Origin of the sequence: Bifidobacterium indicum, from assembly GCF_036987015.1 — a bacterium.
GTDB classification, from domain to species: Bacteria; Actinomycetota; Actinomycetes; order Actinomycetales; family Bifidobacteriaceae; genus Bombiscardovia; species Bombiscardovia indica.
Genome location: NZ_BTXM01000001.1, coordinates 1,007,179 through 1,032,025, shown reverse-complemented (window position 1 = coordinate 1,032,025; position 24,847 = coordinate 1,007,179). Strand labels below are relative to the sequence as shown.

At 61.1% G+C, this 24,847-nt stretch carries 23 protein-coding genes, 1 tRNA gene and 1 riboswitch; of the genes, 19 read left to right on the top strand and 5 right to left on the bottom strand.

What is annotated here, in order from left to right:
* The first annotated feature begins 12 nt into the window (after window positions 1-12).
* The 8 genes from AACP59_RS04415 to AACP59_RS04380 all read left to right on the top strand — a co-directional run bounded on the left by AACP59_RS04415 (window position 13) and on the right by AACP59_RS04380 (window position 7,417).
* Window positions 13-930: a hypothetical protein gene (locus AACP59_RS04415; protein WP_339350995.1), complete on the top strand. Its 918-nt coding sequence runs from the start codon at window positions 13-15 to the stop codon at window positions 928-930.
* Complete coding sequence (locus AACP59_RS04410) at window positions 927-2,138, top strand: hypothetical protein (RefSeq protein ID WP_339350996.1); 1,212 nt, start codon at window positions 927-929, stop codon at window positions 2,136-2,138. Before AACP59_RS04415 ends, AACP59_RS04410 begins: the two co-directional genes overlap by 4 nt.
* Before the next feature lie 19 nt (window positions 2,139-2,157).
* The gene (locus tag AACP59_RS04405; RefSeq protein ID WP_339350997.1) at window positions 2,158-4,152 is read left to right on the top strand and encodes a hypothetical protein; all 1,995 of its coding nucleotides are present in this window, start codon (window positions 2,158-2,160) and stop codon (window positions 4,150-4,152) included.
* A 3-nt stretch (window positions 4,153-4,155) separates the two neighbouring features.
* On the top strand, window positions 4,156-4,470 hold the full coding sequence (locus AACP59_RS04400; RefSeq protein ID WP_339350998.1) for a hypothetical protein: 315 nt from the start codon (window positions 4,156-4,158) through the stop codon (window positions 4,468-4,470).
* A 65-nt stretch (window positions 4,471-4,535) separates the two neighbouring features.
* On the top strand, window positions 4,536-5,789 hold the full coding sequence (locus tag AACP59_RS04395; protein ID WP_339351000.1) for a GH25 family lysozyme: 1,254 nt from the start codon (window positions 4,536-4,538) through the stop codon (window positions 5,787-5,789).
* 13 nt (window positions 5,790-5,802) lie between these two features.
* Window positions 5,803-6,042: a phage holin gene (locus AACP59_RS04390; protein WP_339351002.1), complete on the top strand. Its 240-nt coding sequence runs from the start codon at window positions 5,803-5,805 to the stop codon at window positions 6,040-6,042.
* A 280-nt stretch (window positions 6,043-6,322) separates the two neighbouring features.
* Window positions 6,323-7,003: a PIN domain-containing protein gene (locus tag AACP59_RS04385; protein WP_339351003.1), complete on the top strand. Its 681-nt coding sequence runs from the start codon at window positions 6,323-6,325 to the stop codon at window positions 7,001-7,003.
* Window positions 7,004-7,150: 147 nt separating this feature from the next.
* Entirely contained in the window at window positions 7,151-7,417 is a 267-nt protein-coding gene (locus tag AACP59_RS04380) for a hypothetical protein (protein WP_339351004.1), read from the top strand.
* Between the two features lie 2 nt (window positions 7,418-7,419).
* On the opposite strand, the gene AACP59_RS04375 is transcribed toward AACP59_RS04380, so the two are convergent.
* Window positions 7,420-8,727 (bottom strand): tyrosine-type recombinase/integrase, encoded by a 1,308-nt coding sequence (locus tag AACP59_RS04375; RefSeq protein WP_339351005.1) that lies wholly within the window; start codon window positions 8,725-8,727, stop codon window positions 7,420-7,422.
* An 86-nt stretch (window positions 8,728-8,813) separates the two neighbouring features.
* Here AACP59_RS04375 and AACP59_RS04370 point away from each other — a divergent pair.
* A tRNA-Ile gene (locus tag AACP59_RS04370) sits at window positions 8,814-8,926 on the top strand.
* Window positions 8,927-9,127: 201 nt separating this feature from the next.
* Here AACP59_RS04370 and AACP59_RS04365 read toward each other — a convergent pair.
* A complete protein-coding gene (locus AACP59_RS04365; protein ID WP_339350041.1) occupies window positions 9,128-9,385 on the bottom strand; it encodes a hypothetical protein in 258 nt (85 codons plus the stop codon).
* Between the two features lie 827 nt (window positions 9,386-10,212).
* Here AACP59_RS04365 and AACP59_RS04360 point away from each other — a divergent pair.
* On the top strand, window positions 10,213-12,489 hold the full coding sequence (locus tag AACP59_RS04360) for a DUF2207 family protein (RefSeq protein ID WP_339350039.1): 2,277 nt from the start codon (window positions 10,213-10,215) through the stop codon (window positions 12,487-12,489).
* Between the two features lie 345 nt (window positions 12,490-12,834).
* Here the strand turns inward: AACP59_RS04360 and AACP59_RS04355 are convergent, their stop codons facing one another.
* Window positions 12,835-13,515 (bottom strand): ACT domain-containing protein, encoded by a 681-nt coding sequence (locus AACP59_RS04355; protein WP_339350037.1) that lies wholly within the window; start codon window positions 13,513-13,515, stop codon window positions 12,835-12,837.
* Between the two features lie 34 nt (window positions 13,516-13,549).
* Window positions 13,550-13,611: riboswitch (guanidine-III (ykkC-III) riboswitch) on the bottom strand.
* A gap of 144 nt (window positions 13,612-13,755) precedes the next feature.
* Here AACP59_RS04355 and AACP59_RS04350 point away from each other — a divergent pair.
* Window positions 13,756-14,589, top strand: coding sequence for a MerR family transcriptional regulator (locus AACP59_RS04350; RefSeq protein WP_339350036.1), 834 nt, complete (start codon window positions 13,756-13,758; stop codon window positions 14,587-14,589).
* Window positions 14,590-14,644: 55 nt separating this feature from the next.
* Window positions 14,645-15,193, top strand: coding sequence for a VOC family protein (locus AACP59_RS04345; protein WP_297316902.1), 549 nt, complete (start codon window positions 14,645-14,647; stop codon window positions 15,191-15,193).
* A gap of 483 nt (window positions 15,194-15,676) precedes the next feature.
* On the opposite strand, the gene AACP59_RS04340 is transcribed toward AACP59_RS04345, so the two are convergent.
* Window positions 15,677-16,498, bottom strand: a complete 822-nt coding sequence (locus tag AACP59_RS04340) for a helix-turn-helix transcriptional regulator (RefSeq protein WP_297316901.1) — start codon at window positions 16,496-16,498, stop codon at window positions 15,677-15,679.
* A gap of 241 nt (window positions 16,499-16,739) precedes the next feature.
* Between AACP59_RS04340 and AACP59_RS04335 the strand changes: the two genes are divergently transcribed.
* Complete coding sequence (locus tag AACP59_RS04335) at window positions 16,740-18,164, top strand: amino acid permease (RefSeq protein ID WP_297316909.1); 1,425 nt, start codon at window positions 16,740-16,742, stop codon at window positions 18,162-18,164.
* Between the two features lie 74 nt (window positions 18,165-18,238).
* On the top strand, window positions 18,239-19,450 hold the full coding sequence (locus AACP59_RS04330) for a MalY/PatB family protein (protein WP_297316900.1): 1,212 nt from the start codon (window positions 18,239-18,241) through the stop codon (window positions 19,448-19,450).
* Between the two features lie 95 nt (window positions 19,451-19,545).
* On the opposite strand, the gene AACP59_RS04325 is transcribed toward AACP59_RS04330, so the two are convergent.
* Window positions 19,546-20,319, bottom strand: a complete 774-nt coding sequence (locus AACP59_RS04325; protein WP_339350034.1) for a (S)-acetoin forming diacetyl reductase — start codon at window positions 20,317-20,319, stop codon at window positions 19,546-19,548.
* A 209-nt stretch (window positions 20,320-20,528) separates the two neighbouring features.
* On the opposite strand from AACP59_RS04325, the gene rpmE reads away from it, so the two are divergent.
* The 5 genes from rpmE (at window position 20,529) to AACP59_RS04300 (ending at window position 24,817) form a co-directional block, all read left to right on the top strand.
* On the top strand, window positions 20,529-20,741 hold the full coding sequence (rpmE, locus tag AACP59_RS04320) for a 50S ribosomal protein L31 (RefSeq protein WP_297316898.1): 213 nt from the start codon (window positions 20,529-20,531) through the stop codon (window positions 20,739-20,741).
* 93 nt (window positions 20,742-20,834) lie between these two features.
* On the top strand, window positions 20,835-21,923 hold the full coding sequence (prfA, locus tag AACP59_RS04315; RefSeq protein ID WP_297316897.1) for a peptide chain release factor 1: 1,089 nt from the start codon (window positions 20,835-20,837) through the stop codon (window positions 21,921-21,923).
* 20 nt (window positions 21,924-21,943) lie between these two features.
* Window positions 21,944-22,894, top strand: a complete 951-nt coding sequence (prmC, locus tag AACP59_RS04310) for a peptide chain release factor N(5)-glutamine methyltransferase (protein ID WP_339350089.1) — start codon at window positions 21,944-21,946, stop codon at window positions 22,892-22,894.
* Window positions 22,895-22,982: 88 nt separating this feature from the next.
* Window positions 22,983-23,642: an L-threonylcarbamoyladenylate synthase gene (locus AACP59_RS04305; RefSeq protein WP_297316896.1), complete on the top strand. Its 660-nt coding sequence runs from the start codon at window positions 22,983-22,985 to the stop codon at window positions 23,640-23,642.
* Window positions 23,639-24,817 carry an MraY family glycosyltransferase gene (locus AACP59_RS04300; protein WP_297316895.1) on the top strand — a complete coding sequence of 393 codons (1,179 nt, stop codon included), beginning with the start codon at window positions 23,639-23,641 and terminating at the stop codon, window positions 24,815-24,817. Before AACP59_RS04305 ends, AACP59_RS04300 begins: the two co-directional genes overlap by 4 nt.
* Window positions 24,818-24,847 lie beyond the last annotated feature (30 nt).

Sequence of the window (24,847 nt, the reverse complement as noted above, 5' to 3'; positions counted from 1 at the left end):
GAGGAGTACATCATGGTGACTGCTTTGGGGGTGCCCCCGGACTCGTCCGGCGTGGGCCTGGACCCTTTGACGCATAGGCGGATCATCGCGAGCAGGTGGGCCAGCCCGGGTGTGATCACGGGCTTGCAGGTGCGTGGGCATCCGTCCCTGCCGGGCAAGTACGTGGTGTGGCGGGGCGCTGCCGTGGTGGATGGTGGTGCGGACGGCGCGACCGAGCTGTATCTGGACGACACCAGCACGGAGTCCACGGTCACCGTTGGCGACTCCGCCTATGACCGGATCGACAGGGTGTTCCTGCGTGTGGGCACGACCCCGACGGACAACCGGGTGCATGTGGATGTCCTGGCGGGTGTGCCCGCAGCGTCCCCGACGCCCCCGGGGTTGCCTGCCGGGTGTCTTCGGCTGGCCGACATGCGTCTGCCCGCAGGGGCGACGAGCATGGCGTCCGCCTCCCGTGTGGGTGACATCGATTACGCGATTCCCTACGGGGCCGGCCTGGGGCGTCTGGGCCTGTACGAGGACACGCGCACCGATGTCGACGGTGATCCCACCGTGCGCAAGTGGTTCCAGAACTGTTTTGTGCGTTTCTACGTGCCGACGGACCGGATCGTCGAGCTGGTCCACGACTCGGACGTCTCCTACCTGGGGGCTGGCGCGGGTGACTGGATGAGCTGGGCGAGCACCTTCATGCTTGACGGGCAGGACGTGCCGTGCTCCTCGAGGGAGACGCTGTGCATGAACTCGGTGTGGGTGCACCACCACAACAGCCGCGTCCTCCAGGTCGGCAAGGGCGACCATACGGTGTGCATCCGCTACGGCATCGCCCTCAAGACCGGCAACGGACGGCCCCACTTCCACTACGGGGAGAGCAACGGCCTGACGTATCCGGGGCGCACGGTCGAGGTGTGGGACAGGGGGACTGCCCAGTGACGTGGCGCATGTGGATCGTGGACGCCCGGGACGGGCGGATCGTCGCCCCCATCGACGTGCCATCCTTCCAATGGCAGATGAGCATACGCGACTCGTCCTTCACGACCACGACCCGGGAGCCTGGGGACAGGACCGCCAGCGGCCTGTCCCTGCCATGGTCGGCCCTGCCCGCGTCCACCCCGGCAGAGAGGAGCCTGCTCCTGGACTCGACGCGCAGGGCCATGTGCCTGACCTGGGCCGACTCGTACGAGGGCGACGACTTCGGCACTCCCGTCATCTGGGGCGTGGTCGGGGAGCGGCAGGACACGCAGCAGGACACCAGCTTCCCGCTCTCATCCCCGCTGGAGCTGCTGGACTCGCGCCTGGTCGTCCGCGAGGGGGCTTTCAAGGATGGGAAAAGCCCGGACACGATAAGCTTGTCCGGCCTTTCCTACAGGGGAATCATATGCGAGGCGGGCCTGTACGCGACCGGGCGCAAGAAGGGAGGCACCCTGCCCTTCGACTGGCCTTACAAGGGGGAGAAAGACACCAGGCAGAAGACAAGCTGGAAGGCTTGGAACATCCAGAACAACGCCGCGAAGAAGCTCATGACAGATATCGCGAACCTGAAGGACGGTCCGGACTTCGCCTTCATCCCCTACGTGACGGAGGACGGCGGGCATGTGCGGGTGCGCCTGGAGGCCGGGTCGGACGGCGACCGCCGGCTCTTCGCCAAGGCCAGGCCGGTGTGCCTGTCGTACCATCCGGGGGCGAGCATGGTGGAGGACCTCCAGGTGTCGCACGCCGCCCCGGTGCAGCGCTGGTACGGGACCGGTGCCGGCCAGGACGAGAGCGTGCTGACCGCCATGCGCGGCGACATGTCCGGCATCGAGGCGACGAACGATCCGCAGATCCTGCGCGAGGGCGTCTACTCGGACACCGACACCGACGCCCTCGACGTGCTCAGGTCCCATGTGCAGGCGCAGCTCGACTCCTCGCGCAGCAAGCTCATCCAGATCACCGGCCAGGTGCATTTCGGTGACATGGGCGCGGACGACACGGTCCTGTCACCGGCGACCCTGCGCCCGGGCATGCCGGTCATCCTCTCCGTCCAGGGGTATCCGACCCTGCCTGACGGGGACTACCGGACCAGCGTCATGCTCCTGACGGGAGACCAGACCGGCACCGCCAAGGTCACCTTCGATGTCATGCCCGACCCATTCCAGTAGATGATAAGGAGCCGCTATCGTGCAGCATTCCCTGATAACCCCACAGTCGGAGAGTGAGCAACTGGCCGCCCTCGCGGCCGGTGCCTTGGACGCGGCGTCCAGGCAGCAGACCCGCACGGCGGGCAGCGCCACCTACCATAACCCGGACGGCACCAAGACCATGATGGGGGCGGATGCCGCAGGGCAGGGCATCGCCCAGTGGGTGGGGGACACCACGCCCCCGGGCACGCCCACCGGCGTCACCGCCCAGTCGGGTAACGGGCTCGTGCTTGCCGTATGGGATGGGAGCCTGGACGGTGGGGTGCCGCCGGACTTCGACCATGTGCAGATCCTGGTGGACGGGACGGATGCGGGCAGGCTGACCGCCAAGGGCACCCTGGCGTGCGGGCCGTACGAGCCGGGCACCGGGCACACGGTGACTGCGGTCGCGTGGGATGACGCGCACGCGGAGGACGGCAGCCCTGCCCCAAACGCTTCCCCCGCGTGCGCCCCCATACGGGTGACCGTCACGGGGGCGGACATCGACCCTGGGCGGCTGGGCATCACGGTCACCAAGAGCGACAAGGACCCGCAGGGCCGGGGCGAGCATACGGGCGACCTGTGGCTCAAATACCCTGTCGCACTGTCGACCAACGTCATCACTGATCCCGGGATGGAGTCCACGGACGCGTGGACATGGACCGGGCTCGGACTGGGCAGGGTCACCGACCCGAGCGGCACCTACTTCAGGATGCGCCCCAGTACGGGGTGGAGCCGTCTCGACAACACGGGCTCCGTCCGCCTCGCCCCTGGCGACGAGGTGCGGGTCAGTGTCACCCGCCAGTGCGAGACCCCGCAGGACGATATCGCCATGTACCTGGGCGTGAAGGACGGCAAGGGCACGGACCGGCAGAAGAGGCTGGCCCCTGTCGGATACGGGAAGTGGGTCACCGACACGGTGAGCATAGCGATACCCGCCAATGCGAAGACCGACGACTATACCCTTGACTTCTCGGTGAACAACACCAGCGGCAACACCAATACGGTCGTCCTGTGCAAGGGCATTTCGGTCTCCCGGGTCATGCCGTCCGCCCTGGAAGCGGAATGGTGGTGGGACGGGTCCCAGTGGGTGCCCATCCCCGTCGCCATCTACCTGGACCAGCTCGCGGCCAGGGACGTGCAGGTGGACGAGGCCGTGGTCGGCATGCTTGCCGCGGGGATCATCCGGTCCGGCACCTTCGTCACGGACGACGGCCTGGTCGGCTTCGACGCTTCGGGCTTCTGGGTGCGTGACACGTCCGGCAGCCTGGTCTTCCAGGCCGGGGCGGGTGGCGTGAGCATGACTGGCAGCCTGGAGACCGCCAGCGGCGGCGACCGACTGCGTGTCAGCCGCCGGTATCTGCCGTCCCTGGGACGCACTGTCGGCGCTTTGGAGGGACTGCATGACGATGCCAGCAGGTGGGCGCTGACCGGCTTCTACGACGCCGCGAAAACCGAGGTGCAGCTGTCCGCCAACGGGCACCTTCCGAACATCGCGGTATCCTCCCCGGCTGCGCCCGACTCGGACATGCTGGTCCTGACCGGTCAGGACGTGGAGATCGGTGCCGGACGGCAGAAGACCGGCAGCAGCGTGTCCGTGGACGCCAGAACCGTGCTCGTGCAGGGCGTGGATGCCGGCTGCGCGGACTATGACCCTGCGGCCTGGCTGGGCTGGTCTGACAGCTACCAGGACTACAATCACGCGACCCGGCTGTACAAGCGGGCGGGCGTGTACTTCCTGGAGCTGAACATCCAGATCAAGAAAGGCGTGATCCCTTCGATGCGGACGATCCCTGTGGTGCGCCTGGCCTCGTCGATCATGCCGGACCATCGTCTGGACGTGCTCGCCTACGGCTCCAACTACTCGGTGGGGCGCTTCCACGTTTTCGGCCTCGGTGAGAGCCAGCCGCAAGGCACGATCAGCATCGGCACCAGGGACACGAGCGCGGACTTCTTCTCCGGCCAGATGTTCTGGTCCGACCCGAGAAAGGCATGAGGAGTGACCGACGTGGTGATGACCCTGGTGGAGGCCGTGATCCCCATGCTCCTGACCGGCATCGGCGGGGCCTGCGGCTGGCTGCTGAAAAGCCACAAGCGGGAGGAAGCCAAGGACCAGGCCATGGAGGCCGGATTGCGCACGCTCCTGCGGGCCGAGCTCCTGGAGATACACACCAAGTACGCGCCCCTCGGCCACATCCCCGTGGATGTCATGGAGGAGGCTGAGCGCGTCTACCGCGCCTACCACGGGCTGGGCGGCAATGGGACCGGCACCAAGATCTACGAGGAGCTCAAGGCCCTGCCCACCGTGGGCTGACCTGCACCATCATCTGTTTTGCCACCCATCCCGGGTGGCTTTTTTCATACCCTGAAGGAGGGTGTATGTGGTATTCACACCATGGCCGCCATGCGCGTGCCAAGCCCCGGTACGGTCGTATCGGCGTGGGGGTGCTGGCCGCACTGGCCATGCTCGTCCCCGGTGCCGCCTACGCGGACGTCGGCTTCGACAACTCGAGCTGGCAGGGCTGCTACAACGCCCAGGCCGCCAAGGACTCCGGGGCCAGCTTCAGCATCACCAAGATCACCGAGGGCACGGATTACGTGAACCCGGCCGCCGACTGCCAGCTCCAGGCCAACCGTGCCGCCGGTCTGCGTATCGGTGCCTACGGGTACGCGCGCCCCGAGTACGGCAACAGCCCGGAGGCCGAGGCCGACTTCTTCAACGCCCAGGCGAACGCGCGTGGCCTGGTCCATGCGGGGGTCATCCCCTTCCTGGACTGGGAGCCGCCCGCATCCCAGCGGGGCAACACCGAGTGGGCGAAACGGTGGCTGGACCGGGCGGCCTCCTACTGGGGCACCAAGCCCATCATCTACATGTCCGCATCCACGATCAGCGCCGGCGACTGGCGTAACGTTGCCGGGGCGGATTACGGGCTGTGGGTGGCCGGCTATCCTCGCGGATACGCGGGGGAGCGGCTGCGCGACCCGGGTGCGCCTCCCTACTCGGTGGCACCCTGGGCTTTCGCAGCCGCCTGGCAGTACTCCTCCTCGGGCAACGTGCCCGGCGTGGGTACCGCCGTGGATGTCAACTGGTTCTACGGTGACGCGGGCACCTGGGCGCGGTACGCCAATGCGCCCGTGGGGACGCAACCCAACCCGGTCACCCCGTCGCCCACACCCCAGCAGGGTGCGCCGGTCGGTGACGCCAACACCATCGCCACTGCGGTCATCCGCGGCGACTACGGCAACGATCCGCAACGGCATGCCCTCCTGGGCAACCGGTACGACGAGGTCATGGCCGTGGTCAACGAGCGGCTAAGAGGCGGCTCGGGCGGCGGTACGGGCTCCGGCGTGTACGTGGTGCGCCCGGGCGACTGCCTGAGCTCCGTCTTCGGAGGCTCCTGGCCCACCGTTGCCAGACTCAACGGCATCCCGGCCCCGTATGTGATCCGACCCGGACAGCGGCTCGTAACCGGCAACGGTGGTGGCAATGGCGGTGGCCGTACCGTGATCGTGCGTCCGGGGGATACGCTCTCCGGCATCGCGGCCAGGCTCGGCATACCGCAGGGACAGCTCCACGGCTACCGGTCCGGCAACCCCAACCTCATCCACCCGGGTGAGGTCCTCTCATATTAAGGAGGTGACAACCATGACCGACAGGACACAGCCAAAGCACGCTGATGGCTACCTGCTGCCGGACAAGGTGTACCAGACGCTCAAATGGGCGGCCCTGGTCCTCCTGCCCGCACTGGCGGTCTTCACCAACACGGTCGGCCCCGCATTGGGCCTGCCCCATGTGGACGCGATCGTGACCACGCTCAACGCCTTGGGGCTGCTCATCGCGGCTTGCATCGGCGTCAGCCAGGCCAAGGCAACCACAGACAAGTAGCCCGCATATCAATTTCGCCCCTGTTCCGGGAGACCGGAGCGGGGGCGATTTTCGCGTTCTGGACTGATATGATATTGGTGATCGTCCCCCGCCCTGCCTCTCATGGAAGCCCACTCGGCGGGGCCTCTTGACGGTGAGCGCAAAAGATGCAATTATCGCGACATTTGTAGCATAAATAACGGATAAGGTTGCATTTGCGCGCAGTATCGTGCTAAATTATGTCGCATAGCTCCCCATCGTCCTACGGGACTGATGGGGTTATTAATTTCTTGGGGGACATATGGCCGAGAAACAACAAGTTGCCATCGTGATGGACTACCAGAATGTGCATATGACGGCGCATGACGTATTCCGCCCTAACTTTCCAATCCATGAGGCGCTGATAGATCCTGTACGATTTGCGAAGACAGTTATCAGCCTCAAGAACGAGGATGCTCAAATTACATTTGAACGGAAGGGCCTCCAACTCCCGGATAGTGAACTTGGCAGGGTCGAGGTATATCGAGGACTCCCCAGCCCTAAAGCTGACCCGGACGGGTACAGGCGCAATCTTAAACAGAAAGCGGCCTGGATGAAAGAGGCTTACCTTTGCAATGTGGATCTACAGGTCACCTATCGTCCTCTGAAATACCGGTATTCATCCAGTAATGGACATCAGTGCATAGACCCGCAGTTCCCTCCTGAGGAGAAGGGTGTTGATGTACTGTGTGCACTGGCATTGACGCGGCTGGCGCGTTCCGGCAAGTACGGTTGTGTCGTCCTCGCATCCCGAGACACCGACCTGGTGCCGGCCTTGGAGGAGGCTCATGATTCCAACATCAGGGTGGAGGCTGCCAAGTGGTATTTGAAGGATAACCCTGAAACCAGGGGCAGCTTTAAAGTAGAGGGCTGGAAACTGTGGACCACATCAATGGGCGAGAACGAATTCCAGACGAGTAGAGACCTGAAACAGTACGACTAAAGCCAACGTCTGTAAGGCTGTGCCTGTGCATTTTGTGTTGTTTTTAGGTTAGTCTGGTCTTGTCGTGCCGTGCGGATCTTCCTCGATTTCCCGTATGGCACGTTTCACTGCCGGATAACCAACGCCGGTTGTCCTATCATCCCCCTTATGCCCTACATCCCTGATGACATTAGCCAGATACCCGACAACCACCCCGATTACATCCCCGCACCCAAGGACCGCCGCGAGCGCCTCACCATCCTCCTGCACAAGCGACTCGACCAGATCATAGACCAGGAGCGGCAGTCAGGCATCAGCACACAGGAAAGGGAAAGGCTCGCAGGACTCCACCAGCAGATCCGGGAGGACATGACCGCCATCAGGTATGGAGCCACAGAGGAGACTGTGAGAGACCTGGAGCGCAAATACAAGTAGGCCTACTCGCCGCTCCACCCGATCTGCTCCAGGCCCAGGCTCTCATCCAGCGTCTCCATGGCCTTCAGACGCTCAGCATCATCCGCATGCCGGTAGTGCTCCACCATCGCATCGGAGGAGTGTCCGACGATCTCGCGGATGAGCTGGAAGTCCACGCCCTGGCTCGCCAGGAGAGTGACGACACTGTGTCTGGTCTCATGCCCAGTGTGCGCGTCAGGGTCTATCTGTGAGTTGATCATAAGGGCTCGGAAGTCGTCGCTGTCCTCACGGGCGTCGAAGGGGCGTCCGTCATCATGGTGGAAGATGAGACCATGGGGGTTGGCGTCTTTGGCTGTGTTCTTGCGGTGGAAGTCGAGCACGGCTTGCAGGGGAGGGATGATGGGTATGATCCTTCCGGTCTGAGACTTGGGCCTGGTGAGCGCGTATTGGCCCCCGAGTGGCCGTAGGTCGTACCCTGTCGGTATACGCCACTCGGCTTTCGGGCATAGTCCACCCTTGTGCTTCCCGCATGGGTATTCCCCGTCTACCGGGCTGCCGCACCCGTGGTCCCGTGGCACCGTCTGGAGTTTCCAGTCCACCGTGTACAGGCCTTTGGTCTTGTCGTAGGAGTCCCATTCCGCTCCGAGTATCTCCCCTTGGCGCATGCCCGTGAGGAGACGCCACCACATGCGTGCCCCGGTCTTGGGGTCGGTCAGGTTCGGGTCGCTTGCTACTCGTAGCATGGCCTGCATTTCGGGGACGCTGAAGGATTGGCGTTTGACGATGGCATCAGTTCTTTTGGGAGGTTTGACGCCGGCCACGGGGTTTGTGGGGATGAGCCCGTCTGCCAGCGCGTCCGTCATGATCTGGTTGAGGCAGGAGTATATCTGCTTCTTTACGCTGATGCTGGCTTCCCCCGCGGGGTTGCCGTGCTTGTCATGCGCGCGGGCATGGTTGATGATGCTGCGGATCTCGCTCGGGGTTATCTTCGAGAGGGGATAGCCCGCATAGTCTCCAAGGTGCCTGTTGACGATGGCCCTGTACATGATATACGTAGTTGGCTTGACCTCGAGTTTGCGGTGTTCGAGCCACCTTGAAGCATAGCCGTAAAGGGTGGCCCTCCGGTCCAGTGGGGCTCCGTGATCCCTGACTTCCCGGAGCAGGGCTGCGATCTTTGACTGGCATTCGCGGTATGTGGCGGCGGTGACGGTTTTGCACTTCTGCTTACCGTTGGGGAGGTATCCGACTGGTATGACCCCCCGGTATCTGGTGACGCCGCCTCTTGCTTTGTATGCGCGTGCCCGGTATTTCCCAGTGGCGCTTCTGCCCATCGTTTGCTCCCGCCGTGTACGGTATGTGTACGGTATCCAATCGTATACCAATCGGTATCCGATTGGGTACCGAAGAAATCGAGAATGGCGTTATTCCAATGGTTTACGGAACCTCACCCCCCAGAATACTGTCATCGGAATCAAGTATAGCAAACGACTCATAATCGTTCGGTCCAGGGTTCAAGCCCCTGAGGCCCCACAGGTTCGGAACCCCTACAGCCACAACGGTTGCAGGGTTATCTCGTAGCTTCGGACCATGTGACGTATGCCCCGCGTGTGCGGTACGTGTACGGTAAATCGCAAACCGGATCACCCCGCACAAACGAAAAGCCCCGACGAGGCGGAGCCATGACAAGACGTGGTCATCATTGTTTCTTGATATGGACGGTGGCCGTGGTGCTCATCGTGCTAAAGGAGTAGGTGATCTCCCCGTTCGCGTGCTGAAGTCCTTGGTGGCACCCTGCGAGGAGAGCAGGCTCTGCGCCATCTTGTCCTTGTCGTCTTGGCTGGTCCATGGGTAGTCGCCGAAGGCGGTGGGGGGGGGGTGATGCAGCCGGGCCGGTACGGACTGGTGGTGTCGGGGCTGATCCGGGTTGATTCCGATGGTGTCGGTGGTGACGGCGGCCTGCTGGTAGTGGTCCTTGTCGGACCCGTTCACCTGCTCCTTGTGCCCGTGGGGTCGGCCGGCCTGGGGCTTCCGTTCCCTTCCCGGTCTTCTCCTGGGAACTGGTCTGCTTCTTCCCGGTGTCGGCACCGTTCGAGGCGTCTTCTCCACATGCCGACAAACCCATCACCATGGTCGTAACGGCCGCCAATGCGACAATGCCCTCTTCATTTCGCTCTTCGTTTGCTGTGACCTGAGTCAGCCTACCGGAGGCTATGCCGATTTTGGAATCGTCCGGGTTTCGGAGTTGTCAAACATCGCCTCGTGGGGTCTGTCAGTGCCATGTGATCTGTCCCAAACGGGATGAAAGGTCGGACAAGATTGGCTCTGGAATGTCGGTTTTGCCAGATGTATTGTTTTGGCTCCATAGTCATCACCGAACAGGTGCTGTTGCCCGCGCATGGGGATGGCATGGAAGACCGTTCGCATCGAAACGGAAATGGCTGCGGGATGGAAGAGTCGTCTGTATGACGAAACTCCTGCGGTAGAGGACGGACGATAGGTGTATGCGGACTTCGACCATCTGGTCGAATGGCCAGTCGTCGGATCGGGAATCCTGCCCTCGGCCTCGATAATAAAGGTCTGTTGGCAGGACCCGACGCCTATTGTCATGCCATTGAAAGAACATCAACCGGATAGTCGCATCTCTATAGCACCACCTATCCGGACTGCCTGGTTCGATTGTTCGAGCCAAGGAGATCCACCTCGCCCATGAGCTTGGGTATCGATCACTTCTGCTGGTTAATTCAGTGGTTGGTGCTTTATAGTGATGGGGTTAGTTGGCCGGGGGGGGGGGATAACTCGTCGGCGGAGGTGAACATATGGCATCGGATACTCAACCATCCAAGTTTTCTGATTGCTGGAGTACATCACGGTTCCTCAGAGGCATGATCCTGGCCCTCTTCTTGGCTTTCCTCGTATATGTCGTTGCCACCCAAGAGTTGTCGCAGACTCAATCCGATCTGTCTTATAACAGCCTGCATTATGATGTGCGGATAGAGCAGAACGGTGATTTACGTATCAGCCAGATCCTTGATGTCCATCTGAAGCCGAAAGGGAACGGACCCTGGCGTCGGTTGTGCCAGCGTTACACTATCAAGTCCGGCAACCTCACGGGTATCAGTGACGTATCAGTCAAAAACCTGACGGACCATACGGCCTACAAGGAGCTGACCACTGATTCCGATGATAAGACAATTGACCCCTCAGGTCATTATTCGCAGGACGGCTGGGAACATGAGATGCAGGATACTTGGTATTTGGCCAAGGTGGATGGGGCGGGATTGCTTCGGCAGTATCATTCTTCCACAAAGGATGGGCAGGGGGAATCAGTCGGTGGAGAACCGGCGGATCCATGCGGGGCCAAGAAGGAGTGCAAGGTTGAGGTCGGTTGGAATATGCCGGAAACCCCCTCCGCCGACCATGAGGTCTTCCAGGTCGATATGACCTTCCATGGGGTGACGACTGCCTATGATGACGTTGGAACTTTTCAGTGGGAACCTATTGGTGAGGAAAACACGACTCCGGTGGATTCCGTGACGGGAGTCATCCATATGCCGGGTGGGACCGCTGCTGCCAATCCCCGGGCCTGGCTCCATTTCGAAGGAAACGGAAGGGTCGATATCGATAAGGACGGAACCATACGGTTCTTCGCCAGGAAGGTGCGCCCTGCGCAGTACTTGGACCTGGTCACGACCTTTGACGTGTCCAGCACGAAGGGGGTTGCCCGGGTACGACAGGGATCGGCTGAAAAACGCATAACAGATAGCGAACAGTCTCAAGCCCGGTCTTGGAGAATCAAGAAACTGCTCTATGCCATACGTCTGTTACTGGCCGTCATCCTGGTTCCTCTCCTGGCGATTTGTGCCATCGGCTACGAGCTCTGGTCGGCTTTCCGCTCATATCGGGATACGGATTATTACGGTGGTCCGATTGACTGCAAAGATCTATCGGACCTTTCTCCTGCCGCCGCCGGCACCATTTGCAACACCCTGCTTGATAAGCAAAGCGAGGCATCCGATCTCTTCGCTGCCACGATTCTCTCCCTTGCCAAGAAGAAGGCCATTTCCATCAGTTCGCATGACTCGGTTGAAGACGGCCAACAAGGGTCGTCTCCCTCACTTCACGAGGGGACAACTTCGAATAGAGTCAGGTCTCTGAGGATTACTACGCGCCCGCTTGGGCAACGCAGAATGGAAGCAATGGGCCTGACGAAAAGCGAGCAGGCGGTCGTTAATATCCTTCGAGCTGCCATTCCGGTGGATGGGGATGCTCCAAACACTTGTGATATGGACCAGCTGAATGAGGCACTGACCAACCATCCCGACAGTCTCAAGTTGATCGGACAATATACGCAAGCAGTGAATTCCGAGCTTACGGATTCTCACATAACCGATATCCGACTTTCCCATTATCTTCTGGGGTTCGTGATGTTGGTGATGGCAGCGGCAATCATATTTATTGACTTCCCTAACGGCTCCTTTTATGTTCGCTTGTATTTGGCCCTGGCGTTGATAGCCGTCGCCAGTTTCTCAATGTCCTATGGGGCAAGCGAGGTCCTGACTGATTTCGGCAGGGAAACGGCCGGAAAGGTTGTGGGTTACCGTCAGCATCTGCTTCACCCCATAGATATCGGTGATGAAACCAAGGTAAACCTTAAACTCTTTGACTCATATCTGGTCTACGCAACAGCCTTCGGTATCAGCGAAGAGGTAGTTCATCAGATCGCCGCGGAATGCCCGCAGCTCACGGATGCCACATGGTTGGCAAGCAAGTCCGAGAAATCCCTGCTGCGGTTGACCTTCGATGCATCTGGCAATGTGAACAACAACATCTCCGATATTTACCCGACTCAAACATCTGCATCCGGTTGGAGCTCATTGGTTGATGGCAACCATAATATCGCCGTGTCCTCCGTTAACGATCTGGGCAGCGAAGTTTCGGATGCATTCACCACGTTCGGTAATGCGATATCAGAGGTGTCTTCGCCCGGCGTTTCTTCGGACGGGTTCTCTGGCGGTTCGGACGGTGGTTCGGGTGGCGGTTCCTTCGGTGGTTCCTCAGGTGGTTCTGGTGGTGGATCCTTCGGGGGATCGTGACTTTGGCTTCCCGGATTTCGGTCAATGCAGCTCGTGAAGCTGTATCTTGGATTGCCAAGGCGGGAAGGCGATGGCGAATCCGCCGCTTTCTCCGATCGCAGATGTGACCAAGGCCAGGAAAGGGCACCTGGATTGCGCAGTCGCTGACAGGAACGGGATTATCGCCGACTCGGGCCGAAAGCGGTGGACCCTGTAGCTGTGGATAGTGAAGACCGTTTCCGACCTGGGTAAAGGTCTCTTGGAAGAAATGGGAGAGTGACGGTCCGACGAACGGCGCAGGGCCGTCTCATCCTCCGAGTACGGTACCGTTTTCCGGTTGACCGTACGCGGTCCCAGCGCAAGACCTCACACGATTCGGTATCCGGATTCTGCGAGGATCCGCATCGCCCTGTCGAAATCGGAGGATTGTGTCAGCACATAGTCCGTGTTGTAGGTGGACAGGGCGAAAATGCCGATTCCGGCCTGGGCCAGCAAGGTGGCGATCGGAGCAAGGATGCCGATCAGGGAGAAGTCGAGAACCCCCTGGATGCGGAAGGCGCGCCATCCATCACTGCGTGAAATCAGTTGCGGGGGAAGGCGATCGGTTGGGCAGACCAGGGAGTGTTCCTCATCGGTGTTGCCAGTGAAGCGGAAGGGGGCGTCCAGGTCCACTCCGGAGTAGTCTGCCACCTTGCAGACGGTCAGGTTCTCATCGATGGCATGTATCTGAATATCACCGGTGCGCATGGTCGGTCCTGATTCATGGTCGGATTCGTCCGCCTGAATTGCCTTGTCAGCCCTATGGGTCCGACTCCGGAGCGCTCGGACCAGGCCGATCGCCGAGACAAGGATCCAACCGACTTCAAGGAGGAGGAACCCCCACTGACGGCCTGAGAGGGCATCCAGGGCCAGCAGACCCGAACCCAGGAGGTTCACGCCTGGATAGGCGATGTCGGATGAGGGGATGTCGGTCATCTGACCCCAGGCGAAGGCCGACAGTATGAACAGGGATCCGACAATCTGTATCCACAGGGGTAGAACAACCACAATAACCACGTCCTTCCGCGAACCATGATGCAATGCAGCGTCGTCGTCAAGGCCGGGTACGGCGCATCTCGTCCGGGGAAGAAAACCTTCCGGAAACACTGTATCACTTTGGCTGCCGAGAGTCGGGAGCCCCTCCCTTGGGTGATCCTTCCGGTCATTCGCATACCCCGCCCTTCCATTCCCGGCCAACCCATGCATCCGCCTTGACCTTCACCACCGGTGAGGGTCTACTGTCTGAGTATGAACGGGAAACGGACAGGTGAGGAACTCGTCGAGGAGCGATACTGCAGAATCGGTGAGGTGGCTGAGGCCACGGGCGTCAGCAGGCGTGTACTCAGACGTTGGGACGAAATCGGCCTGGTATCGCCATCGCGTACCTGGTCCGGGTACAGGGAGTATGGTCCTGACGACCTGGAGAGGCTCAGGCGGGTCATGGTCTATCGGGAGTTGGGATTCGACTCCGACCGGATCAGAGAGGTCCTGGACGCCCCGGTTGCGGCGGTCATGGGTGAGATGGAGGATTCCCGGGTCGCCCTGGAAGGGAAAATCGTTGAACTGCAGGAGATCCTGAAGACCCTGAACAAGTTGATATCCCTGAACCAGGCTGAGGAAGGATTTGAAGCCTCCGATTCGACTCCCGTATCCGAGGATTGCAATCAGGGTGCGGGTGAAGATGATGGGGACTGGTCGCGACAGGCCCGGACCCGGTGGGCTGGTAGCAGGGAATGGCTGGAATACAGCGAGCGGGTGGTGACCATGAGCCGGCATGACCGGAAGGAGGCAGGGTCCCACCTGGTTGAGGTGGAATCGGATTTGGCCGAGGCATGCAGGGGTGGGGTGGATCCTCGTGGCGAGGTAGCCATGGATCTGGCGGAGAGGCACCGAGGTGCCCTGTACTGGTACCGGGTAACGCCCTCCATGCACTGTTGCCTGGCTCGGATGTATGAGGCGGATGGACGGTTCAGGCATCATTATGAGGAACTTGAACCCGGTCTGACGAATTGGCTGGTGGAGGCCATCGATTGCAACGCGCGCAGGCATGGTCTGGATCCAGCCAAGACGATTTGGCGGTAGGAGAGAGGGGCATGGGGAAACCCCGGCCCGGAATGGACGAAAGAAAGGTCCTCGCATGAATACAAGGAAACGAGGAGGTCATTTCGATGCGGCGGAGGTCAGCCCGGTTCCGGCACCTGGTTCCGGCGACCTGCCTGACGAGCCGTATGAGGGCATATACGCGATGCCCTTGTTCATGACCCTGCCCAGCAATGACCTTGAGGATTCGGTGGATTTCTGGACCCGGGGATTGGGCTTTGGCGTCATCTACACCATGCCGGGCACCATGACGCATCTGCGGCGGTGGGCCTTTCAGGATGTACTGCTGGTCCGTAAACCAGGAACGGTGCCTGCTGATTCGATCGGCAAACTGAGCATCGCCGTGACGAGGGATCAGATCGGAGGGATGGTCGAAGCCTGCGAACGGTTACTGCCCGGGTCAACCAGGAAGCCCCGGAGGGTTCCCTGGAATTCCCTGGAGGCTGCTATACGGACTCCGGAGGGGCTGAAGGTGACCCTGACCGCAGCCCTTCCGGCTGATCAGGATCAGGCCCGTCGCTACCTGCAGGTGCTCGGCCGGGGTATGTATGGGGAGGGGGTCCCGGAGACTGGTGGTTCTTGCTAGGCTATAAGAAGGACGGGCCCGAACTGCTCGGGCCCGTCCTTTCGCAGCCTAGCTCTAGCACCATGCTATGTACCACTCCCTAGGGGGCGATATGCATGGCAGCCGGGGGAAAAGAGCTAGGCGCGTTTTTTAATCGGACCTCTGCCTGCACCCCGGCCGGCGGCTGCCATACGGACGGGTCTGGGCAAGGTTCGGAGATTGGCCATTGGCCAAGAAGCGTCGGATTACGTGTTCAGACAGGAATGATGCCGGGAAGGCCAGAACGTAATCGGAATGGAATAACGAATCGAAGTCGTTGTCAGGGGGAACCCACGCATTATGCTCTCCATACCGAGGTTCATCATCAGAACCTCAACGAATTATCGTGTATACGTTTCCCCCGTATAGAGATAACCTCTATTGGACAGCATACACCCGTCAACCTTGCTGTCAACGGTCTCGTTAGGGTTGGGCCGCGTGTCGCCGCAACTTGTCAAGGCGGCCCTACTTGCCGCTTTCGGCGACTTGCTCGGGCGTTTCCTCTTCACCCTTCCTGACCGAGTGCAGGTATCGGTACACGGTCGGAGAGGAGATGCCGAGGGCGCCCGCCACCGTGTCGACGGCTCCTTTGATCAGGAAGACGCCGGACTCGTCGAGGTCGGCGATCATCTTCAATCGTTCCGACTTGTTCATTCGCTCGGGCTGGACCCCGCGTTCCTTGACAAAGGTCTGGATGTGTTGCTTGGTGAGGTCCTCTGCGTTGACCGACAGTATTTCCTGCGTTCCGTCGGTGACCACCGGCTGTTGACCCGTAGGGGTGTGGAGTTGTTCAGCACCATGCCGATCCACATCGGTATTGTCCCGGCCGGAAGGGTTCTGATCCGCCCGGTGCGTGGGGAAGGGGGTTCCGCTGGCGCTGATGGAATCCAGATAGTCGCTGGCTGTGCGCAGGGCCTTGCTGGTCTCCTTGAATATGGAATTGTCGAAGTTGATGCACAGGAAACCGATGACCTGGTCCTGAGTGTTCCTCAGGAAGAATGTGGAAGAAACAATGGGGCGGCCTTCACGGGTGTACCCGGCATAGTGGACCAGATAGTTCCGGTGGTCGAACTCATGGTTCTGCCAGATCCTCAGCACCAGATCGGTGGCAGGACTGCCCACGCTGCGTCCGCTGACATGTCCGTTGGCTATGGCGACCACTGAGTGCGAGAAGTCCTGGACATCCTGCAGGACGACCTCGGTGTCATGTCCCAATAGCTCCCCAAGAAAATCAACCAAGGGGACGAAAGGCCGCAAGGCTGGGGAGATGGTATCAGCGTCGCCCATTCTGCACTCCTTCCCGCCGACGGCAGGTGCCGATTGATTGGAAACAGGAACGGTATGTACAGGAAATACTAGCACAATGCAAAAAAATCTATCATTAAGAAGACAAAATATTATTGTTGTGATAAAATAACTACAAACAGCTCAAAGAGGAGGTGTCCCAGTGAGTACGTTTGATTCATTGTCCAGTCCGTCGGAGAAATATGAGGAAGAGGACCTGAACCGTAGCCTCAACACCCGGCAGATGGGGATGATGGCCATCGGTGGGGCCATTGGTGTCGGCCTGTTTTACGGATCCTCCGGCGCAATATCCTATGCGGGTCCATCCGTCCTACTGGCATATGCACTGGCCGGTGCAGCCATTTTCGTCGTTTGCCGGGCGGTCGGGGAAATGGCTACTGCCGAACCCGTATCGGGTGCGACCGTGTCCTATGCCAGCCGGTACATACATCCATTCGTCGGGTATGCCATCGGTTGGACCAGCCTGCTCGGTTGTGTGGCCGGGTCAGGAGCGGAGTTCACGGCACTGGGCAAGTACGTTCAGTTCTGGTTCCCCTCCTTCCCCATATGGGCGAGCGGCTTGATCGGCATGGTGCTGATGGCCGTCATCAACCTGATATCCGTCAGCTTCTATGGTGAGTCACAGTTCTGGCTCTCTGCCGTGAAGGTGGTCACCATTCTCGTCATGGTCGTCGGTGGTCTGATCATCATCTTCACCGGTATCGGCAACGGAGGCGATCCCGTCATGTTCAGGAACCTGACGGTCGATGGCTTTATGCCCAACGGCCTGACGGGGCTCCTGTTCTCCGTCGTCATGGTGGCCTTCGCTTTCGGCGGTTCGGAATCGGTGGCTTACACGGCAGGTGAGGCCAAGGATGTCAAGAAGACCATGCCCCGTGCCGTCAATGGGGTGTTCTGGAGCATCATCCTCTTCTACCTCGGGTCCACCTTCGTGATTCTGTGCATGTGGCCCTGGGACAGGATGAAGGGCGTGGGGTCTCCTTTTGTCCGTGTCTTCGCGTCACTGGGCATTCCTGCCGCGGCCTCCATCATCAACTTCGTCATCATCACCGCCTCCTTGAGTGCAGTAAGCAGCGGCATATTCATATACAGTCGTCAGCTTTACAACCTCTCCCTCCAAGGCAGCGCTCCTTCGATTCTGTCAAGAGTGTCGAAGAAGAAGATCCCTTATGTCAGTGTGCTGACGGTTGTACTCATGCAGCTCCTGGGCATTGCCCTCATGGCCGTCCTGCCTGAGCGGGCCTTCGCCCTCTTCTCTTCGATTACGGTCTTTATGCTGGTCTTCAGCTGGGTGGCCGAGCTGGTGAGTGAATATCGTTTCCGCGGCATCAAACGTCGGGAGGGTAAGGAGAACGAGCTGACCTTCAAGCTCCCGCTCTATCCCTTCAGCAATTTCTATGCGCTCGCCTTCATGATGCTGATCATGGTCATGATGGCCATCATGCCCGAGTACAGAATCAGCTATCTGGTGACAATTCCTTGGATGATTCTTCTTGCTGTGCTTTTCGTTCTCCAACGTAGAAGAAACGGGGGGAAGACGGAACCGGTCTCTGGTGGAGACTCGGGGAATTCGACACCGGTCAACGGCGAGGACGCCTTGAAGGATACACTTTCAGACGAGGGTGATGCGTCCAATGCGGATTCCTGAACGCATCGCCATGGTCCGCTGGTGAATTGTTGCAGTCGGCCGGCTCGCCCGGTCAGGATTGAGAAAGGAACACAATGACCTACGATTTTACGTCCATCATGGATAGGCATGGCAAGGATGCCATCGCGGTTGACGGTTTGGGCGCCAACCCAGGGTTCGCGCCCGACCCTCCCAAGGAGGGATTCGATGTCATCCCCATGTGGGTGGCGGATATGAACTTCCCGACGGTGCCTACCATTCCCGAGGCCATCATCGAGCGCGCCAAGCACCCGGCATTCGGCTACTTCAGCCCTACTGACGAGTACTACGATGCCATCATCAACTGGCAGCGCACCCGCAATGGTGTGGAGGGACTGACACCCGTGGACATCGGTTATGAGAACGGGGTCCTGGGAGGGGTCGTCTCCACCTTGACGGCTTTTGCTGCTCCAGGCGATGCGGTATTGCTTCACAGCCCCACCTACGTCGGTTTTACGATGTGCATCGAGAACAACGGCTACCACATTGTGCACAGCCCGCTGAAGAAGGACGAGCAGGGTGTCTGGAGGATGGACTTCGAGGACATGGACCGCAAGCTCAAGGAGAACAACATCCATGTGGCGGTCTTCTGCAACCCCCACAACCCCTGTGGCCGTGTCTGGGAGAAGTGGGAGGTCGAGAAGGCCATGGAAGTCTACAAGGAGAACGAATGCGTGGTCATCTCCGACGAGATCTGGTCCGATCTGATCCTGGCGGGCAACAAGCACACCCCCACCCAGTCGGTCAGCGATGACGCCCGCAACAGGACGGCCGCCTTCTATGCGCCCAGCAAGACCTTCAACCTGGCCGGGCTGGTTGGCTCCTACCACATCATCTACAGCAGGTATCTGCGCGACCGGATCGTGGCCAAGGGCTCCAAGGCCCACTACAACGACATGAACGTCCTGTCCATGCATGCCCTGATCGGGGCCTACAAGCCGGAGGGACAGGAGTGGGTGGATGAACTCCGTCAGGTCCTGACCGGGAACGTGGACTATGCCTGCGACTACATCGACCGGCATTTCGACGGGGTCGATGTCTCCAAGCCCCAGGGCACCTACATGCTCTTCCTTGATTGCACGGACTGGTGCAGGAACCATAACCTCACCCTGGATCAGCTGGAAAAGCGTGCCTGGGATGTCGGCGTGGCCGTTCAGGACGGACGACAGTTCAAGGCGCCGTGCGCCATCCGCATGAACCTGGCCCTGCCCCTGAGTCGGGTCAAGGAGGCCATGGACCGTCTGGACAAGTACGTCTTCAACGCCTGAGTGCCAGAGTCGATGAGGACCCCCGCCGATTGGGTTCACGCCCAACCGGCGGGGGTCCTCGTGTTCAAGGGCCAGTGGGCAAGGAGCCCAGGGCATCACTGGAACTGCATGCCGCCATCGACGATCAGGGTCTGACCAGTCATGTAGTCGGAGTCGTGTCCAGCCAGGAAGGAGACAGCGTTGGCGACATCGCTGGGCTCTGAGAGACGTCCCATGGCGATGCCGTCCGAGAAGGTCGACATGCCCCACTCGTCATCCTTGCCGGCGTTTTTTCCGACCTCGTGGGCGATGTCCATCATCATCGGGGTCTTGACGATGCCGGGCGCGTAGGCGTTGGCCGTGATTCCCTCCTTGGCCAGGTCACGTGCGGCGACCTGGGTCAGGCCGCGGACGGCGAATTTGGTGGAGGAATAAAGCATCAGGTTGGGGTTGCCCACCACTCCGGCCTGGCTGGTGGCGTTGATGATCTTGCCGCCGTGGTGACGGGCGCGGAACTGCTCGACCGCAGCCTGGATACCCCAGATGGTGCCGGCCACATTCACGTGGTAGACCTTGTCGAACATGTCCGGGGTGATGGATTCGATGGGGGTGGTGGGGCCGAGCCCGGCGTTGTTGACGATGACGTTGAAGTCACCCAGCTGGGTGGCGGCCTTCTCGACGGCCGAGCGGACCTGGACCTTGTCGGTCACGTCCAGGGTGACGGCGATCGCCCTGCCTCCGTCCTGGTTGATGGAATCGGCGACCTCCTGGGCCTTGTCCGCTTTCATGTCGGCCACGGCCACGGCGAACCCGTCCGATGCCAGACGACGAGATATGGCCTCTCCGATGCCCTGGGCAGCTCCGGTGACGAATGCTACTTCCTGTGCCATGCTCTCCTCCTTCATTGGGTGGAAGGCCAGTCATATGGCCTGGTGGTTTGATTATAGGCTTGGAATGCGAGAATTCCGGGGCAAATCCATTCGGCGCGTGGCGCAATCGGGGCGGTTCTCCCGAGAGTGAGCTACAATAATCGCGGTTCCGGTTCACGCTGGCCACAGGGGTTGGCGACCCGGTGCCGTTTGTCTCCTAGGAGTTCATCATGAAGCAGGGAATTCATCCTGATTATCATCCCGTAGAGGTCACGTGCTCGTGCGGCAACACCTTCATCACCCGTTCGACCGCCCCCGGCGATCATATGACGGTTGATGTCTGCTCGCACTGCCACCCCTTCTACACCGGCAAGCAGAAGATTCTCGACACCGGTGGGCGTGTGGCACGGTTCGAAGCCCGTTACGGCAAGAAGAACAAGTAGCATTTCAACGCCAGTCCCGACCCGGGTCGTCTGCTATGCCCGGTTCGGAACTGGCGTTTTTCTATGTAAATCGGCCAGAGAGGGCGAGATTCGATGAGTGAGGAAGAGTTCCCGGCAGCCAGGGTCGCCTTGGAGGAATACCAGCGCCTGGAACACCAGATGAGCCAGCCTGAATCGGCATCCGACCCGGCCCAGATCCGCAAGCTGGGCCGCCGCCATGCCGAACTCGCCCCCATCGTCGATGCCTATCGCCGATACACCAGCCTCATCGAGGATTGCGAGGCCGCCCAAGCCATGGCCGCAGAGGACAAGGAGTTCGCCCTGGAGGCCAAGGAGCTGGCCGAACGGGTTCCCGATGCCCGAGAACGGTTGCGGACCGCCTTGATTCCCAGGGATCCGGATGATTCCCGCGACACCATCATGGAGATCAAGGCCGGCACCGGTGGCGAGGAGGCCGCCCTCTTCGCCGGTGACCTGATGCGCATGTACACCCGTTACGCGGAGAAGCGCGGCTGGTCCACCGAGATCATGAGCGAGAACCGTACCGAACTGGGCGGGATCAAGGACGCCCAGATGGCGATCAGGGCCAGGGGACAGGTGTCCCCTGATGAGGGGGTGTGGGCCTCGCTGAAGTATGAGGGTGGCGTGCACCGGGTCCAGAGGATTCCCGTCACGGAGTCCCAGGGCAGGATACAGACCTCGGCGGCGGGTGTGATCGTCTTCCCCGAGGCCGACGAGGATGACGACGAGATCCAGATCGACCCCAAGGATCTGAAGATCGACATCTTCATGAGTTCCGGGCCTGGCGGGCAGTCGGTCAACACCACCTATTCGGCCGTTCGCATGACCCATATCCCCACGGGAATCGTGGTCTCCATGCAGGACGAGAAGTCGCAGATCCAGAACCGGCAGGCGGCCCTGCGGGTGCTCAAGTCCCGGTTGCTGGCCATGAAGCATGAGGAGGAGGCCGCCCAGGCCGCCGATATGCGCCATTCGCAGGTACGTTCCCTCGACCGTTCCGAGCGGATCAGGACCTACAACTTCCCGGAGAGCAGGATCGTCGACCACCGCACCGGGTACAAGGCCTACAACCTGGAGCAGGTGCTGGACGGGGACCTGCAGGCCATCATCGACTCGGACATCCAGGCCGACGAGGCCCAGAGAATGGCTGCCCAGGAGTGACCTCCGCAGACAATGACCGTATGGGTCTGCACCTCCTGGTGGATGAGGGGCGCCAGGTACTCCGCGGGTCGGGCCTGGACACCCCCGAACATGATGCCCGGGTCCTCCTTGCCGAGACAGCAGGGTCCGACCTGCACGACCTGGACAGGGGACTCCTGCTCGGATGGGGGCTCGACCGGTTCGCGGCCCCGGGCAGAGCGGCCGACCAGGTCTTGCAGGACTACCACGACTGCCTGCAAAGGCGGTCCGACCGTGAGCCATTGCAGTACATCCTTGGCCATGCGGCCTTCAGAATGCTCGACCTGGACGTGGGGCCCGGGGTTTTCATTCCCAGGCCGGAGACCGAGACCGTGGTCCAGGCGGGGCTGGATTGGCTGACCGACCGGGGATTGCCGACCCCCCTGGTGGTCGATCTCTGTGCCGGAAGCGGGGCGGTGGGCCTTTCGGTGGCCACCGAGGTCCACGGTGCCAGGGTCTGGGCGGTGGAGGCCTCGGAGGAGGCGGCCACCTGGACCCGGAGGAATATGGATGCACAGTCGGAAATGCTGGTCGAACAGGGTTCCGCTTACCGGCTGGTCCTCGGCGATGCCACCAGTGGGAAGGTCCTTGCCGAGTTGAATGGCCGCGTCGACCTGGTCATCAGCAACCCTCCATACATCCCTCAGGACCGGATGCCCACCCAGCCCGAGGTCAGGAATTGGGATCCTGAAATGGCCCTGTATGGCGGTTCCCCTGACGGGTGCCTGATACCCCAGGGAATTATCAGACGGTCCGCAGACCTGCTCCGCCCAGGGGGAGCCCTGGTCATGGAGCATGATTGCAGTCAGGGGGAGGCCCTGCGCCGACTGGCCCGGCAGGAGGGATTCGGGAAGGTTGAAACCGGGCAGGACCTTGCCGGTCGGGATCGCTACCTCATGGCGGTCAGGTCGGATGGTCCGACTGGCAGCAGACCTGCCCATGGGGCACAATAGGGGAGTAAAACCATGGTCGCCCATGGCAGACAGGCGATGGACCCAGCTTGCTGGTTGGTCGGCAGGAGCAGGAAAGGCGGTGAATCGGATGAGTCAGGTGCTGGATTGCAGTCAAGATTCCTTGCTGCGTCTGGCCGAGGTGATCGACAGTGGGGGGCTGGCGGTCATCCCCACCGATACGGTCTACGGTATCGTCTGTGACCCCTTCAACGATCTGGCCATCGCCAGGCTCTTCGCCGCCAAGCACCGGCCCCGCACCAAGTCCATCCAGGTCCTTCTGGATTCCGTCGGGGCCATACCCGCCTTGAGCCTGAGCCTGCCCGCTCCCTTGGATATCCTGGCCGACCGTTTCCTGCCCGGACCCTTTTCGCCGATTTGCCGGGTCGAAGAGGGATGCGGACTCTGCACCCCCCGTCAGGAGGCAGGCTGCAGGACCCAGGCGGTGAGGGTGCCCGACTCCGACATATGCCGTGCCCTCCTTGCGGTGACCGGGCCGCTGGCGGCATCCAGTGCCAACAGGTCAGGCAATCCCAGTGTTCGCACGGCTGCCGAGGCCCGTCAGCAATTGGGTGATTCGGTCGGCTGCTATCTGGATGGCGGTCCGACCCCCGGTTCGGTGGCCAGCTCGGTCGTCGCGGCCGATGCCGATGATCCCGAGGGCATCCGCATCCTCCGCCAGGGTGTGGTCGGCCAGGAGGACCTGCGCCAGGCCATCAGGGAAGTCGTGAAGGAAGGCGGCCGGGCATGAGGGTCTACCTGTTCATCGCGGCCATCGCCGGTGGGGCCACCTGGCTGGTCATGCCCATGGTGCGGCATATAGCCATCAGGATCGGTGCGGTGGGTGAGGTTCGGGCCCGCGACGTCCACACCGTTCCGACCCCCCGGTTTGGTGGGTTGGGCATGCTGATCGGGTTCGCCGTCTCCATGTTCTTCGCCTCCCGCATCCCCTTCATCACCGGCCTCTTCCAGTCGGGTCACCAGGCCTGGGTCATCCTGGGCGGGGCCGTGGCCATCTGCCTCCTGGGCATGGCCGACGACCTCTGGGATCTGGACTGGATGCTGAAGCTGGCCGGTCAGCTGCTCATATCGGTCTTCGTCTCCTGGGGAGGGGTGCAGATCATCTCCCTGCCCCTGGGCTCCCTGGTCGCCGCCTCGCCCAGTCTTTCCATGGCCATCACGGCCTTCCTGATCGTGGCCTCCATCAATGCCGTCAACTTCGTGGACGGTCTGGACGGCCTGGCATCGGGCATCGTGGCCATCGGGGGCATCGCCTTCGCCATCTACTCCTATATCATCGCCCGCATCTCGCCGGACTACGCCTCTCTGGCCACCCTCATCGACGTGGCCATGGTGGGGACCTGTGTGGGATTCCTCCTGCACAACTGGCACCCCGCCAAGCTCTTCATGGGAGACTCGGGGTCCATGCTCCTGGGTTACCTGATCACCTGCGCCTCCATCGTGGTCACCGGGCGTCTGGATCCGGCCACCATCCATGCCAGCATCTACCTGCCCGCCTTCATGCCCATCCTCCTGCCCATCCTGGTCCTTTTCATCCCGGTCCTCGACATGTGCCTGGCCATCATTCGGCGGCTCAGCCACGGGCAGTCACCCATGCATCCTGACCGGATGCACCTTCACCACAGGATGCTCCGTATCGGTCATTCCGTCCGCTCGGCCGTCCTGATTCTGTGGGGTTGGGCGGCCCTGATCTCCTTCGGGTCCCTCTTCATCCTCTTCTACCGGCCGCTCTATGTGGGTATCGGTTTCCTGATCGCCACCCTCCTTCTGACCTTCGCCACCCTCTATCCCTATTATCGGCGGCGTATCCCCGAGATTCGGCAGGAGAATGCCCGGCTTTCCGCGCAACGGGCCGAGCATGCCAGGGGAGATGACCACCACGATGGTTCCGGGCTCGGCCAATGAGCGCATCCAGGTCAACCAGGGTCTGTAGAA